Annotated in this window: 13 protein-coding genes; 12 read left to right on the top strand and 1 reads right to left on the bottom strand. The window is 74.5% G+C overall.

The features are described from left to right. The first annotated feature begins 20 nt into the window (after nucleotides 1-20). From AC5WAM_RS07555 to AC5WAM_RS07530, 6 genes are all read left to right on the top strand, one after another. Nucleotides 21-1,115 (top strand): substrate-binding domain-containing protein, encoded by a 1,095-nt coding sequence (locus tag AC5WAM_RS07555; protein ID WP_495522061.1) that lies wholly within the window; start codon nucleotides 21-23, stop codon nucleotides 1,113-1,115. A 257-nt stretch (nucleotides 1,116-1,372) separates the two neighbouring features. Further along, nucleotides 1,373-2,728 carry an ABC transporter substrate-binding protein gene (locus AC5WAM_RS07550; RefSeq protein WP_495522060.1) on the top strand — a complete coding sequence of 452 codons (1,356 nt, stop codon included), beginning with the start codon at nucleotides 1,373-1,375 and terminating at the stop codon, nucleotides 2,726-2,728. 116 nt (nucleotides 2,729-2,844) lie between these two features. Next, nucleotides 2,845-3,843 carry a carbohydrate ABC transporter permease gene (locus tag AC5WAM_RS07545; RefSeq protein ID WP_495522059.1) on the top strand — a complete coding sequence of 333 codons (999 nt, stop codon included), beginning with the start codon at nucleotides 2,845-2,847 and terminating at the stop codon, nucleotides 3,841-3,843. Further along, nucleotides 3,840-4,718 (top strand): carbohydrate ABC transporter permease, encoded by an 879-nt coding sequence (locus tag AC5WAM_RS07540; protein WP_495522058.1) that lies wholly within the window; start codon nucleotides 3,840-3,842, stop codon nucleotides 4,716-4,718. Before AC5WAM_RS07545 ends, AC5WAM_RS07540 begins: the two co-directional genes overlap by 4 nt. Nucleotides 4,719-4,741: 23 nt before the next feature. Then, nucleotides 4,742-5,722, top strand: coding sequence for a hydroxyacid dehydrogenase (locus AC5WAM_RS07535; protein ID WP_495523526.1), 981 nt, complete (start codon nucleotides 4,742-4,744; stop codon nucleotides 5,720-5,722). Continuing rightward, nucleotides 5,719-7,656, top strand: a complete 1,938-nt coding sequence (locus AC5WAM_RS07530) for a DUF2264 domain-containing protein (protein WP_495522057.1) — start codon at nucleotides 5,719-5,721, stop codon at nucleotides 7,654-7,656. The genes AC5WAM_RS07535 and AC5WAM_RS07530 overlap by 4 nt, the downstream gene beginning before the upstream one ends. 109 nt (nucleotides 7,657-7,765) lie before the next feature. On the opposite strand, the gene AC5WAM_RS07525 is transcribed toward AC5WAM_RS07530, so the two are convergent. Next, nucleotides 7,766-8,695 (bottom strand): alpha/beta fold hydrolase, encoded by a 930-nt coding sequence (locus AC5WAM_RS07525; RefSeq protein ID WP_495522056.1) that lies wholly within the window; start codon nucleotides 8,693-8,695, stop codon nucleotides 7,766-7,768. 525 nt (nucleotides 8,696-9,220) lie between these two features. Between AC5WAM_RS07525 and AC5WAM_RS07520 the strand changes: the two genes are divergently transcribed. Genes AC5WAM_RS07520 through AC5WAM_RS07495 form a run of 6 tightly spaced genes read left to right on the top strand, consistent with a single transcriptional unit; the run spans nucleotide 9,221 to nucleotide 13,532 of the window. Continuing rightward, entirely contained in the window at nucleotides 9,221-9,802 is a 582-nt protein-coding gene (locus AC5WAM_RS07520; protein WP_495522055.1) for a type 2 periplasmic-binding domain-containing protein, read from the top strand. Further along, on the top strand, nucleotides 9,799-11,097 hold the full coding sequence (locus tag AC5WAM_RS07515; protein ID WP_495522054.1) for a DUF6421 family protein: 1,299 nt from the start codon (nucleotides 9,799-9,801) through the stop codon (nucleotides 11,095-11,097). The genes AC5WAM_RS07520 and AC5WAM_RS07515 overlap by 4 nt, the downstream gene beginning before the upstream one ends. A gap of 35 nt (nucleotides 11,098-11,132) precedes the next feature. Further along, a complete protein-coding gene (locus AC5WAM_RS07510) occupies nucleotides 11,133-11,567 on the top strand; it encodes a nuclear transport factor 2 family protein (protein WP_366790597.1) in 435 nt (144 codons plus the stop codon). Next, nucleotides 11,564-12,493 (top strand): branched-chain amino acid transaminase, encoded by a 930-nt coding sequence (locus AC5WAM_RS07505; protein ID WP_495522053.1) that lies wholly within the window; start codon nucleotides 11,564-11,566, stop codon nucleotides 12,491-12,493. Before AC5WAM_RS07510 ends, AC5WAM_RS07505 begins: the two co-directional genes overlap by 4 nt. Continuing rightward, nucleotides 12,490-13,218 carry an AzlC family ABC transporter permease gene (locus tag AC5WAM_RS07500; RefSeq protein ID WP_366790595.1) on the top strand — a complete coding sequence of 243 codons (729 nt, stop codon included), beginning with the start codon at nucleotides 12,490-12,492 and terminating at the stop codon, nucleotides 13,216-13,218. The genes AC5WAM_RS07505 and AC5WAM_RS07500 overlap by 4 nt, the downstream gene beginning before the upstream one ends. Continuing rightward, on the top strand, nucleotides 13,215-13,532 hold the full coding sequence (locus AC5WAM_RS07495) for an AzlD domain-containing protein (protein WP_366790594.1): 318 nt from the start codon (nucleotides 13,215-13,217) through the stop codon (nucleotides 13,530-13,532). Before AC5WAM_RS07500 ends, AC5WAM_RS07495 begins: the two co-directional genes overlap by 4 nt. The last annotated feature ends 26 nt before the right edge of the window (nucleotides 13,533-13,558 follow it).

Below are 13,558 nucleotides of genomic sequence, written 5' to 3'. Positions count from 1 at the left end.
CGTGGCGAGGGGGCAGCAGCATGCGCGAACCGGTGGACCTCAGGCGGCAGCGGATCCTCGCCGCGGTGCGGTCGCGCGGTGCGACCCGGGTCAGCGATCTCGCGGCGGAGCTCGCGGTGTCGGTCGTGACCCTCAGGCGCGACGTGGAGGAGCTCGCCCGCGAGGGCAAGCTGCGCCGCGGCCACGGGGTGGCCCGGCCGGTCACGGACGAGGCCGAGCGGCCCGCGCCCGCCGGGCCCGCGGGTGACGGCGGCCCGGTCGCGGTCGTCGTGCCCGAGCGCCACTCGTATCTGCACGAGACGCTGCACGGCGCCCGTGCCGCCTTCGAGGAGGCGGGCGTCCGCATCGCGCTGCACATCGCCCCGGCCGCACCGGGCGCCGAACAGCCGCTGGTGGAGGGGGCGTTGGCGGACGGAGCGCGAGGCCTGCTGATCGCGCCGCGCTGGCGCGACCGGGCCACCGAGGAGGCCGACTACGCCTGGCTCGCGCGCGTGCCCGTACCGCTGGTCGTGATGGAGCGCAGGCCCCGTCGCGGCAGCGCGCTGCACGCCGTCGACGCGGTGTGCACGGACCACTGGTACGGCGTCCACCTCGCCGTCGAGCACCTCACGGGGCTCGGGCACCGGCGCATCGTGCTCGCCGCGCGCGACGACAGCCCGACGGCCCGCGCCCTGCGCTCGGCGTTCACCGAGATCGCGGCGGACCACCCGGGCGTGCAGGAGTGGGCGCTCGCCCTCAGCTCCCCCGGAGCGGTGCCCGACCCGGCGGCGCCGAGTGCCGAGCAGCCGGTCGACCTGCCGGGGCTGCTCCGCGGGACGGGCGCGACCGCCGCCGTCCTGCACGGCGACGTGGACGCGCTGATGCTGGTGCAGGCGCTGCGCGACAGCGGGGTGCGGGTGCCCGAGGACTGCTCCGTGATCGCGTACGACGACGTGGTCGCGGCGCTCGGCAGCACCCCCCTCACGGCCGTGTCCCCGCCCAAGACGGACATCGGCCGGGCGGCGGCCGAGCTGCTGCTGCGCCGCCTCGCGCGGGGCGCCGAGCCCGTGCGGCGCCTTGAGCTGCTGCCCGAGCTGAAGGTCCGTGGCTCGACCCGACCGCTGCGCGGGGCTTGAGCCGTTCGTGGGGACTGCCGTGGCGGGCTGTCCTTCGGCTGCGGGTGCGCTGTTGCTGGTCGCGCCCGCGCGGCGGAGCCGCAGATGGGCACAGCCCCGCGCCCCTTCGGGGGCGCTGCCGGACTCAGAAGCTTCAACTGCCGCACCATGATGAGCGTTTGATCGGTTCATCTTCTTCTGAGCGATCTATTGACCAGGTCCGCTCAGCCGATCAGTATTCCCGTGACTCGGACACGCAGGAGCCTCGGGAGGCGCCCATGCCTGGTCGACACAGCCGCCCCAGCCGTCGGGGAGTACTCGCCGCGGCCACCGCGCTGCCGCTCACCGGTGCCCTCGGTGCCTGCGGCGGGGGCGAGCCGCGGGCCGAAGGAGCCAAGGGCGCCAAGGGCGTCAAGGGCGTCACCACCCTCACCTTCTGGTCCGCGCTGCGCGGCAGCCAGGAGGTGGTGGACGCGTTCAACCGGACGCACGACCACATCCAGGTCGACTTCGAGCAGGTGCCGTCCGGCAACCACGGCGGCTACGCGAAGCTGAGCAACGCGGCACGCGCGGGCAACGCCCCCGACGTCGCCACGATCGAGTACCCCCAGGTGCCGGGCTTCGCGATAGACGGGGTCGCCCGAGACATCACGCCGCTGCTCGGCGCCGGACTGCGGGCCAAGCTGCTGCCCCAGGCGCTCGGCCTGACCACGTTCGAGCGGCGCACGTACAGCGTGCCGCTCGACGTCGAGCCGATGGTGCTGCACTACCGCCAGGACCTCTTCGAGAAGTACGGCTTCGACGTCCCCGCCACCTGGGAGGAGTTCGCCGAGCTCGCCCGGAGGGTGCCCGGCCGCGGCGAGGGCCGCAGGGCGGCGGTCTTCGCCACGGACGGCGCGATGCACTTCGCGGCCTGGGCCTGGCAGGCGGGCGCCCAGTGGTTCGACACCTCCGAGGGCGCCTGGAACGTGTCCCTCGCGGACGCCCCGACCCGGCGCGTCGCGGCGTACTGGCAGCGGCTCATCGACGAGGACCTCGTCCACGTCAACGCCGTCGAGAGCCGCCTCTTCGACGCCCAAGTCGCGGGCGGCCAGGTCCTGACCCGGTTCAGCGGTGCCTGGGAAGCGGGCGCGCAGATGAACGCGCGCCCGGCGCAGAAGGGCCTGTGGCGCATCGCGCCGCTGCCCCAGTGGGACCCCGACCGGCCCGCCATCGGCACCCACGGCGGCTCCACGTTCGCCGTGACGAAGGACGCGAGGAACCCCGAGGCCGCCATGGAGTTCATCGAGTGGCAGGTCTCCCACCCCGACGCCCTCAAGGCCCGGCTCGCCAGCGGCGCGAGCAGCCAGTACCCGGCCGCCACCGGCCTGGTGGCGGTCGGCCGCGCGGCCTTCGACCGCGGCTACTACGGCGGACAGGACGTCTACGCGCTCTTCGACGAGGAGGCCCGCAAGATCCGCGACGGCTGGGTGTGGGGCCCCCGGATGACCGCCACCAGCAAGGTCATGCAGGACGCCTTCGCCCGCGCCGGAGGCGGCTCCGGCACCGTCCTGTCATCCGTGCGCGCCGCGCAGGACGGCACGATGCCCGACCTCAAGGCCCTCGGCCTGGCCACCACCCAGCACTCCACGTGAACGCCCCCATCCCGCTCCACGAACGCCCGCACCCTCCTGCACGTGACCCTCCTGCACGTGAACGCCCGCACCCCCCTCCACGTGCACGCCCGCACCCCGAAAGGCAGGTGACACCCATGACCGCGACAGCCCACGCCCCCGCCGCGACCGCCCCGCAGCGGGCCGCCGAACGGCCCGGGCAGAAGGCGCGGCGCGTGGCCGCGCGCCGCAGACGCACCGCGGCGGGCGTCCTGATGGCGCCCTTCTTCCTCCTGCTCGCCGTCGTCTTCCTCGTCCCCGTCGGGACCGCGGTGTGGCTGAGCTTCTTCAGCGACGACCAGCCGGGCCTGGGCTTCGGCCCCGAGCGCACGGTCTTCGTGGGCGCGCGTTCCTACGCCGCCGTGCTCGGCGACCCGACGTTCCTGTCCGGGCTCGCCACGGTCGCGCTGTACTGCCTGCTCTACATCCCGCTGATGGTGCTCGGCTCGCTCGCCCTCGCGCTGCTCCTCGACTCCGGCGTCGTACGGCTGCGCGCCTGGGCCCAGCTCGGCCTGTTCCTGCCGCACGCGGTGCCCGGCATCATCGCCGCCCTGATCTGGCTGTACCTGTACACGCCCGGCATCAGCCCGGTCATCGCCGTCCTCGACAAGGCCGACATCACGGTGGACTTCCTCGGTCTGCACACCACGCTGCCGTCGATCGTGAACATCGCCCTGTGGAGCAACCTCGGCTACAACATGGTCGTCTTCTACGCCGCCCTGCAGGCGGTCCCGCGCGAGGTCGTCGAGGCGTCGGTCGTGGACGGGGCGGGGCCCGTGCGCACCGCGCTCCAGGTGAAGACGCCGCTCGTGCGCTCCTCGATCGTGGTGGTCGCGATGTTCACGCTGATCTGGGCGCTCCAGCTGTTCACCGAGCCGATGCTGCTCAGCCAGTCCTCACAGATGATCAACTCCCGCTTCTCGCCCAGCATGTACATCTACGACGCCGCCTTCACCCGCAACAACTACTCCCTCGCGGCCGCCGCCTCGGTGATCCTCCTCGCCCTCACCGTCGCCGTGTCCTACGGCGTCACCCGCTGGACGAGCCGGACCGACCGGACCGGCCGGACCGACCGGACCGAGGGGGCCGCCCGATGAACGCGTCGCCCTCCGTCCCGTCGCCCTCCGTCCCGCCGCGCCCGCGCCTGCTCGGCCGGGCGACGGTCAACGCGGTCGTCGGGCTCTTCGTCCTCTACACGCTCCTGCCCGTCCTGTGGCTGGTGCTCGCCGCGACGAAGACCCGCGACGCCCTGTTCAGCAGCAGCCTGCTGTCCTTCGGCGACTTCTCCCCGGCCCGGAACGTCAAGGACGTGTTCGCGATGGACGGCGGCCTGTACGGGCGCTGGTACGGCAACAGCCTGCTCTACGCCGTCCTGGGCGCGGCCCTCGGCGCGCTGATCAGCGTGGCCTGCGGATACGCCTTCGACAAGTACCGCTTCCGGCACAAGGAGAAGCTGTTCGGCCTGGTCCTCGCGGCGGTCATGGTGCCGCAGACGGTCCTCGCCCTGCCGCTGTACCTGCTGGCGTCCGAGGCCGGTCTGGTGAACACCTTCTGGGCGGTCTTCATCCCCGTCCTCTTCAACCCGTTCGGCGTGTACCTGGGGCGGATCTTCAGCCAGGGCTATGTGCCCGACGAGGTCCTGGAGGCGGCGCGCGTCGACGGCGCGGGCGAGCTGACGACGTACGTCCGCGTCTCGCTGCGCATGCTCGGCCCCGGCCTCGTCACGGTGTTCCTCTTCCAGCTCACCGCGATCTGGAACAACTTCTTCCTGCCCATGGTGATGCTGTCGGACCAGGACCTGTACCCGGTGAGCCTCGGCCTCTACCAGTGGAACAGCCAGGCCACCGTCTCGCCCGAGTACTACCCGGTGGTGATCACCGGCTCGCTGCTCGCGGTCGTCCCGCTCGTCCTCGCCTTCGCCCTCCTCCAGCGGTTCTGGCGCTCGGGGCTCACGGCGGGGGCGGTCAAGTGACCGGGCCGCGCACCGCGCTCGCCATGTCGTCGCGGGCCGCGGCGGCCGTCTTCGCCCCGCGCGCGCTCGCCGCGCTCGCCGAGGTGTGCGACCTGGCGCCGCCGCCCGCGCTCGACGACCTGACGACCGCCCGCGCCCGGGCCGTGCTCGCCGACGTCGAGGTCCTGGTGACCGGCTGGGGCTGCCCGCCGCTCGACGCCGACGTGCTCGCGGCGGCGCCGCGCCTCAAGGCGGTGGTGCACGCCGCGGGTTCGGTGCGCGGGCACGTCACCGACGCCTGCTGGGAACGGGGCCTCGCGGTGTCGTCGGCCGCCGCCGTCAACGCGCTGCCGGTCGCCGAGTACACCCTCGCGATGATCCTGCTGCACGGCAAGCACGTCCTGGAGCGGGCCCGCGACTACCGCCGCGCCCGCGAGCGCGGCGACTGGCTGCTCACCCCCCACCACGTCGGCAACTACCGCCGCACCGTGGGCATCCTGTCCGCCTCCCTGATCGGCCGCCGGGTCATCGAGCTGCTGCGCCCCTTCGACTTCGAGGTGCTCCTGCACGACCCGTACGTCACCGCGGCGCAGGCCGCCGAGCTGGGCGCGGAGCGGGTGACCCTGCCCGCCCTCTTCGCGCGCGGCGACCTGGTGAGCGTGCACACGCCGCTGCTGCCCGCGACACGCGGTCTGGTCGGCCGGGAACTGCTCGGCTCGATGCGGCAGGGAGCCACCCTGATCAACACCTCGCGCGGCGCCGTCGTCGACCAGGACGCGCTCACCGACGTGGTGCGGGCGGGCCGGATCCGGGCGGTGCTCGACGTGACGGACCCCGAAGTCCTGCCCGCCGCCCACCCGTTGTGGGACTGCCCGAACGCCCTGATCACCCCGCACCTCGCGGGGTCCCAGGGCAGCGAGTGGCAGCGCCTCGCCGACACCGCCGTCGGCGAGGTGGCCCGCTGGGCCGCGGGCGAGGGCCTCGCCCATCCCGTACGACGCGAAAGGCTGGCGTATCTGGCATGAGCATCCCCTTCGAGCTGCCCGCGGAGGACCGGGGCGTGAGCCCGCACACCGGGTACACCCGCGCGCACTGGGAAGCCGTCGCCGACGGGCTGCTCGCCGCCGCGTGGCGCTGGGCCACCCCGCAAGGCGCCCTGCTCGGCCTGCCGGGCCGCCCCTCCGCGTCCGGCGTCCGCTCGGACGGCCTGGAGGGCTACGCCCGTACGTTCCTCGCGGCGGGCTTCCGGGTCGCGGGAGCGGGCGGCGCGGACCCGCACGGCTGGCTGGACCGGTACGCGCGGGGCCTCGCCGCGGGCACCCGCGCGCCCGGCCGGGACGACACCGAGTCGTGGCCCCTGATCCTCGACCACCACGTGCGGGGCCAGCCCATGGTCGAGTCGGCGTCCGTCGCGCTCGGCCTCGCGCTGACCCGGCCGTGGCTGTGGGACCGCCTCGAAGGCGACGTGCAGGACCGCGCGGAGCGCTGGCTGCGCGCCGCGCTCACCCATGTGCCCGCGCCCAACAACTGGTACCTGTTCCCCTTCATGGTGGCGTCCTTCCTGGAGTCCGTCGGCCGGGGCGACGCGGCGACCGCCCGCGCCACGGAGCGCGCGCTCGGGCTCCTGGAGACGTGGTACCGGGGCGACGGCTGGTACGCCGACGGCGACGGGCGGGCCTTCGACCACTACAACGGCTGGGCCCTGCACCTGTATCCGCTGCTGCACGCGCACCTGACGGGCGACACGGGCCTCGCCGACCGGCTCGGGCCCCGGCTGCGCACGCATCTGGAGGGCTACGCGCTCCTCTTCGGCGGCGACGGCGCGCCGGTCCACTTCGGGCGCTCCCTCACCTACCGTTTTGCGGCCGCAGCGGCCGTCGGCATGGGCGCGGTCACCGGCCACACCCCGCTCGCGCCGGGCACCTCGCGCCGCATCGCCAGCGGGGCCCTGCGCCACTTCCTCGACCGCGGCGCGCTCACCGCCGACGGGCTGCTGAGCCTCGGCTGGCACGGGCCGCACCCCGCCACGCTCCAGCCCTACTCGGGCCCGGCGTCCCCGTACTGGGCGGCGAAGGCCTTCGTGGCGCTGCTCGCCCCCGCCGACGCCCCGCTGTGGACGGCGCCAGAGGAGCCCGCGCCGAGCGAGGTCGCGGACCGGGTGCTCGCGCTGCCCGCGCCGGGCCTCCTCGTGCAGTCGACCCGCGCGGACGGGATCGTGCGGCTGCACAACCACGGCAGCGACCACGTCCGGCCGCACGAGGGCGAGGCCGCCGCCGAGGACGACCCGCACTACGGGCGGCTCGCCTACTCCACGCACACCGGCCCCACCGCGCCCGCCGACGCCGCCGACAACCACCTGGCGGTGGTGGTCGACGGCGTCGCCAGCGTGCGGCGCCGCATCCGGCCGCTGGGCGCGGGGCACGGCGACGGATGGGGCTGGGCCGCCTCCTGGCACCGGCCGGTGTTCGGGTCCGGGCCGCCGATGGTGCCCGGACTGCGCGTCGAGAGCGTGACCGTGGCACGCGGGCGGTACGAGCTGCGCGTGCACCGGGTGGTCGGTGCGCCGCCCGGAGCGCGGGTGACGCTCACCGGCTGGGCCACGGGGGCGCTGCGCTCGCAGCTCGTCGGGCTGTACGGCTGGGGCGGGCCGGACTCCGCGGACGGCCCGGACGAGGTCCTGGCTCCCGCGGGCACGGCCTACGAGCCGTGTGTGCGGATGCCCCGGCTCTCGGCCGCCGCCGAGGGCACCCGGGTGTTCGTGGCCCTGGCCGCGCTGGGCGCGGAGCCGCTGCCGCTCGCTTCCGCCGTAGGTGAGGTCGTCCTTTCCGGGAGTGAGGTGCTCGTGGGGTGGGCGGAGGGGGAGTGGACCCAGGTCGGCTTCGATCCGCCGCGGGTGCGCCACGGCGGATCGGCGGTCGATCGGCCTTCGGCCTCGTCCTCAAACGCCGGACGTGCTTGATCATCGCGCTGCGCGCTCGTCCTCAGGCGCCGGACGGGCTGATGGGTGTGCTGCGACTCGTTCTCCGGGTGTCGCGCCGGTTCGTGGTCGTCGCGCTGCGCCCTCGTCCTCAAACGCCGGACGGGCTGGGTGTGAGGACCTCGCGGAGCTTCGTGGCGAAGGCCTCGGGCTCGCCGTGCTGGCCGTACTCGCCGCCCAGGAAGCCCCCGTGGTGGCTGGGGAAGACCTCGGGAGAGGTGCCGAGGCGCTCGGCGATCGCGACGCCCGCGCGGGACGCCAGCTCGCCCTCCGACTCCTTGCCGACCGCGATGACGATCCGCGTCGGCGCGGCGGCGAGGGCGTCGAAGTCCGGCCGGTAGCCGCAGCAGCCGAGGAGGTTCTGCCCCAGGAGGGCGTCGTCGCGGGAGCCGTCGTCCTCGGTCGGGAGGCCGAAGTCGGCCGGGTCGGGGCCCGGCGCGTCCGCGTAGCCGTCCGGCAGCGGCCCCTTCTGCATCGTCAGCGCGATGAACTTGGCCATCGCGGGCCCCATGCCCTGGCTCTGGTACGTCCGGTGGATGCCCTGGACGGCGGCCCACGCCTGCTCGTGGTCCGGCACGGTCCGCACCGCCGGCGGCTCGTGCGCCACGAGCGTGCGCACCAGGCCGGGGTGGCGGGCCACCAGCGCCAGGGCGTTCACCGCGCCGCCGCTGCTGGCGAACACGTCCACCGCCCCGACGCCGAGCGCCTCGATCAGCTGCCGCAGGTCCTCGGCGTGCCGGTCCGGCGTCAGCTCCCCCTCGGCCCCCTCGGCCCCCTCGGCCCCCTCGGCCCCCTCGGCATCGGTCCGCACGCTGCGCCCGGTCCCGCGCGGGTCGTAGGTGACGACGACCCGGTCGGTGAGGTACGAGGCGAGCGTCGTGAACCCGACGGCGTCCATCGGCGAACCGATCAGGAGCAGGACGGGGCGGCCTTCGTCCGCGTCCCGCAGCTCGCCCCGCACGTCGTACGCGAGGGTCGCGCCGGGCGCGTCCAGGGTGTGGCTCTCGGGCTTCGTGGTCATGGTGTCTCCTCGGGTCTCTGCGGCCGGCTCGGCCGCTCTCCCCATAAGACGGCCGGACCCGGCGAATCTCATCGCGGACGGAGCGTGAACTTGACGGGGCGGGCGGGGGACCGGCCGGTGACCGGGGCCTCCCGGCCGCCCCGGTGTGACGCGATGCGTGCGCCGGAACCCCGAAGCGTGGATGAAAGCACGGCATGTGTCACCCCCAACAGCAGCGTTTGTCGCGGGATTTCGGGACAGCCGGGCGGGCCGAAATGGCCAGGGTGTGGAAATCCCGTCGGTACGTCACCAGCGCGCTGGCCGCGCCGGGCCGGGGCTGCTTAGGATCGCCGACGCGGGCCAGTAGGCGCGGTGCGCACACCGCGTGCCGCGCCGGTCGGCACCCGGGAAACACCCCGGCGAATGCCGGCGCCATCGACATATGCGCGACCGGTAAGCGCCCCGGCCGCGCGAAACGGCACGGCATACGCAGGGGAGCCGCACGGGCTCTGCGCGGGGGAAATTCAGGAAACCCAGGAGAGTGGAATGATGACGGGGGAACAGACATGCGTCGACACGCTCCCGGCGGCGTCGATCGGCGACATCCGCTATCTGCACACGCTCGGCCCGGCCGGCACCAATCTGGAGTCGGCGGCCCATCTCTGGTTCCAGCGCCACGGACTTGAGGACGAGGGGCGGGTCGTCCTGCACCCCTCCCTGGAGGACGCCATGGCGAGCGTGCCGAGGACCGGCGCCCACGCCCTGGTGGCCTGCGCCGTCTACCCCGAGCTGCACACGCTCGTCTTCGGCAACCTCCACACCTGCCGCATGGTCGACTGCTTCCTGTGGCCCACCTACGAGATGGTGCTCGCCGCCGCGCCCGGCACGCACGGCGAGCCCCGCACCGTGGCCACCCACCCGGCCCCGGCCGGGCTCGTGGCGCCCGTCAGCGACCGGCAGCTGGTGACCAGCAACGCCCAGGCGGCCATCGACTGCGCCGACGGCAAGGCCGAGGGGTGCGTCACCACCGTCGTCGCGGCGCGGGCCCACGGCCTGCGGATCGTCCGCAGCTTCGGCGAGGTCCCGATGGTCTACACCGTCCACCAGGTGCGGGAGGCCGCCCGGTGAGCGGTGTGCCGAACGGGGTGCTCGGCCCGGCGAGCGGCACCCACCACCTCCACGACGAGCTCCTGGGGGAGGCCGCGCGGCTCGGCAGCGACCTCCTGCCGCGCGTCAACGCCTTCCGACGCCGTCAGCGCGACGACGGCACCGTGCCCGCCCCGGACGCCGCGGACCGCCGCGCCCTGCTCGCCGTCAAGGACGAGGCCACCCGCTTCTTCGCCGGGCACGGCAGGGCCGCGCAGGCCGACGCCCTGGCCGCCGACGTCGAGGACTGGCTGGCCGCCGGGCTCGACACGCCGCCGCACTTCGCCCGCAGCCGCGACGCGCTCACCGCCCCGGCCGACGGGGACTGGGCAGCGTTCCTCGCCCCCGTCCAGACGACCAACAGCGTCCCGCCCGTCGGCAAGCGCCTGGAGTTCTTCCTCGTCCGCCGCAAAGAGCCCGACGCGCTGCCCGGCCTCGCCGAGCACTATCCGCACCCGAAGAACAACTGCCAGGCCACCGTGCTCGTCGCGGGCAGCGAAGGAGTGGCCGACGGCAACTGCATCGTGTTCTTCCCGGAGAACGTCGCGGCCCGCGACAAGGTCGTCGAACAGGCCTACGCGATCTTCTTCTTCAGCAAGTTCCGCCGGATTCACGAGACGTACGCCGTGCCGTCCGCACGCGCTGTCCTCACCCCCGGGTCCGTGCCCCGCGCCTCCACCGGAATGGACCCCGAAGCCTGCTACCAGGCCCGGGCCGTGTGGGGATATCTGCACGACTACTTCCACCACCAGGGGCGGTGGCCGCTCGACCAGCACATCAAACTCAAGATGAACTGGTTCGTCGGCCTCCTGGAGGAGCTGAAGGTCGACGCCAGGACCGCGCTCGCCTGTCACGCCGATCCCGCGGTGCCGTACGCCGACGAGCAGATCGCCATGATCCTCCTGGAGCGGATGTTCCGGTACCCGCTGGACGCCCACGCCGTGCGCAACTTCGACGCGGGCACCGGCGTGTTCCTCTACTCCTGGCTGCGCGAGCGCCGCGCCCTCGCCACCGGCCGCGCGGGGCTCCTCCACCTGGACCACGACCGGGTGATCGAGGGGCTGCGGGAGTTGGTCGACGCCATCGAGGGTATGGAAGCGGCCGTCAGCACCCCCGCGGAGTACCGCGCGGCCGCCAAGGCGCTCGTACGGACCCGGCTGCGCGAGGGCGCCGAGGGCGACCGGTACGCCTTCACCGACGACCAGCGGGCGCTCCTGCGGGCGCGGGAGCGGCTCGCCGCGCTGCCGCCCCTGCGCTTCGCGCCGGCCGCGCTGTGAACGGGACGAGCCGAGCCACGAAAGGGCGTACCGCCATGGGGAACCTGGACCGGGCCGCGATGGAGGCCGCGGTGCGGCAGTACTTCGAGGCGTGCAACAAGGTCGACCGCGACCTGTTCGCCGCGTGTCTGTCCGAGGACGTCGTGCACTATCTGGCCCACGGCATGGCGGGGCCCGTGCACGGCATCGACCCGATCGTGGAGCGCTGGGGCGCCGACGTGCGGGCCAACGACTCGCACTGGGCCGTCGACGCCGTCTACGCCGACGAGCACACCCGCACGGCCGTCTGCGAGTGGACCGCCTTCAAACCGCGCCTCGGCAAGGTCCTGCGCGGCGCGGAGGTCTACCGCTTCGACGACTCCGGCCTGATCGACGAGGTCCGCATCTACTACGCCTCGGCGCGCGACGACACCCGGGCCGCGAACGAGCTGGAGGGGTTCCCCTACGCCGACCGCGGGTTCGCCACGTGACCGGCGCCGCCCCGCCGCTCGACGACCGGGACGGCGTCCTCTGGGTCGACGGCGCCCTCGTGCCCTGGCGCGCGGCCCGCCTCCACGTCCTCAGCCACGGCCTGCACTACGGCGGCAGCGTCTTCGAGGGCGAACGGGTCTACGACGGCCGGGTCTTCGCGCTCCACGACCACAGCGCCCGGCTCGTCGCCTCCGCCCGGCACCTGGGCTACGAACTGCCCTGGACGGCCGACGAGATCGACGCCGTCACGCGCGAGGTCGTCGCCGCCGCCGGCCTCACCGACGGCTATGTGCGCCCCGTCGCCTGGCGGGGCGCCGACACCCTGCGCCTGGTCGCCCGGGACAACCGCGTCCACCTCGCCGTCGCCGCCTGGCCCTGGCCGCGGATCTTCACCGACGGGCCGCGCGGCATCCGCCTCGGCACCTCGCGCTGGCGGCGCCCCGCACCCGACACCGCGCCGATCCGCGCCAAGGCGGCCGCCCTGTACGCCGTCGGCGCCCTGGCCGGGCAGGAGGCGGAGGCGGCGGGCTTCGACGACGCGCTGCTCCTGGACCACCGGGGCCGCCTCGCCGAGTCCACCGGCGCCAACCTCTTCCTGGTGCGCGGCGGGCAGCTGCACACCCCGCCGCCCGAGTGCGTCCTGGACGGCATCACCCGGCGCACCGTCATCGGCCTCGCCCGCGGCCTCGGCCTCCCGGTCGTCGAGCGCCACCTGGACCCGGCCGAACTCGACCGCGCCGAGGAGGTGTTCCTGACCGGCACGGCGTACGAGGTCCAGCCGGTGACCGGCATCGACGACAGGACCTTCCCGCTCGGCGAGGTCGGCAGGGCCCTCACCGAGGCGTACGCGCGCGCCGTCCGGGCCGGGGCGGGCGACCGGGCGCCGCGCCCGGACCCGGCGGCCGTGCCGAGCGACACCGGATGACCGGTTCCGGTTCCACCGGGTCCCCCCGGCCCGCCCGCGACCCCGGCACGGCCGGCGGGCGGCGGGCCGCCTGGGCCGAGGGGGCACGGGCCGCCGTGCCCTTCACCGTGGCGATCTTCGCCTTCGGCGTGTCCTTCGGGGTCCTCGCCAAGGGCGCGGGCTTCTCCGCGCTCGCCGCGACCTCGATGTCCGGCCTCGTCTTCGTGGGCTCCTCGCAGTTCGCGGCGGTCTCCGTGATCGTCAACGGCGGCGGCTGGGCGGCCGCGGCCGTCGCGGGGACGCTCCTGAACCTGCGGTACCTGGTGATGGGCTTCGCGATCCTGCCCGCCCTGCGCGGCGGCCGGGCGCGCCGCGCCGTCGAGTCCCAGCTGGTGATCGAGGAGTCCTGGGCCATCGCCAGCGACGCCGACGGACGGTTCGACCGGGTGCGGCTGCTGTCCTCCGGCGTGGTGCTCTGGCTCGGCTGGGTCCTGGGCACCCTGGCGGGCGCCATCGGGCCCTTCCGGGCGGTGGACGTCCTCAACTACGGCCTGGACGCGGTGTCCCCGGTCCTCTTCTTCCTGCTGCTCGCCCCCCATCTGGGCACCGCCCGCAAGCGGTCGGCGGCCGCGACGGCGGCGGTGGCCGCCGCCGTCCTCACCGCCGTCGCGGTGCCCGACTCCGCCATCGCCGTGGCCTGCCTCGTCGCCGTCGGGTGGACCTGGCGGGCCGGGAGGAAGCCGTGAGCAACGACCCGTGGATCGTCGTGGGCGCCCTGGTGGTGACCACGTTCCTCATCAAGGGAGCCGGTTCCCTGGTCCTCGGCGACCGCGAACTGCCCGCCTGGTTCCCGCGGTTCGTGGAGTACCTCACGCCCGCGCTGCTCGCCGTCCTGGTGGTCACCCAGCTCGTGGGCTCGGCGGGCGCGCACGGCATGACCTTCGACGCCCGCCTCGCCGGGTTCGCCGGAGCCCTGGTGGCCTGGCGGCTCAAGGCGCCCGTACCGCTCGTCGTCCTGGTGGCCGCCGCGGTCACGGCGGGCGTACGCGCGCTCGGGTGAGGCTCTGCGGGGCCGTGGCGCCCCCG

The organism is Streptomyces sp. JLYT201 (assembly GCF_059448825.1).
The sequence above is the reverse complement of the archived record's forward strand: the minus strand, read 5'-3'. Positions and strand labels throughout refer to the sequence as shown.

What these genes read in the sequence shown, in the direction of transcription:
- AC5WAM_RS07550 (WP_495522060.1), top strand. Translation starts at nt 1,373, where the DNA reads ATGCCTGGTCGACACAGCCGCCCCAGCCGTCGGGGAGTACTCGCCGCG.
- AC5WAM_RS07540 (WP_495522058.1), top strand. Translation starts at nt 3,840, where the DNA reads ATGAACGCGTCGCCCTCCGTCCCGTCGCCCTCCGTCCCGCCGCGCCCG.
- AC5WAM_RS07510 (WP_366790597.1), top strand. Translation starts at nt 11,133, where the DNA reads ATGGGGAACCTGGACCGGGCCGCGATGGAGGCCGCGGTGCGGCAGTAC.
- AC5WAM_RS07535 (WP_495523526.1), top strand. Translation starts at nt 4,742, where the DNA reads ATGTCGTCGCGGGCCGCGGCGGCCGTCTTCGCCCCGCGCGCGCTCGCC.
- AC5WAM_RS07545 (WP_495522059.1), top strand. Translation starts at nt 2,845, where the DNA reads ATGACCGCGACAGCCCACGCCCCCGCCGCGACCGCCCCGCAGCGGGCC.
- AC5WAM_RS07500 (WP_366790595.1), top strand. Translation starts at nt 12,490, where the DNA reads ATGACCGGTTCCGGTTCCACCGGGTCCCCCCGGCCCGCCCGCGACCCC.
- AC5WAM_RS07555 (WP_495522061.1), top strand. Translation starts at nt 21, where the DNA reads ATGCGCGAACCGGTGGACCTCAGGCGGCAGCGGATCCTCGCCGCGGTG.
- AC5WAM_RS07520 (WP_495522055.1), top strand. Translation starts at nt 9,221, where the DNA reads ATGATGACGGGGGAACAGACATGCGTCGACACGCTCCCGGCGGCGTCG.
- AC5WAM_RS07525 (WP_495522056.1), bottom strand. Translation starts at nt 8,695, where the DNA reads ATGACCACGAAGCCCGAGAGCCACACCCTGGACGCGCCCGGCGCGACC.
- AC5WAM_RS07530 (WP_495522057.1), top strand. Translation starts at nt 5,719, where the DNA reads ATGAGCATCCCCTTCGAGCTGCCCGCGGAGGACCGGGGCGTGAGCCCG.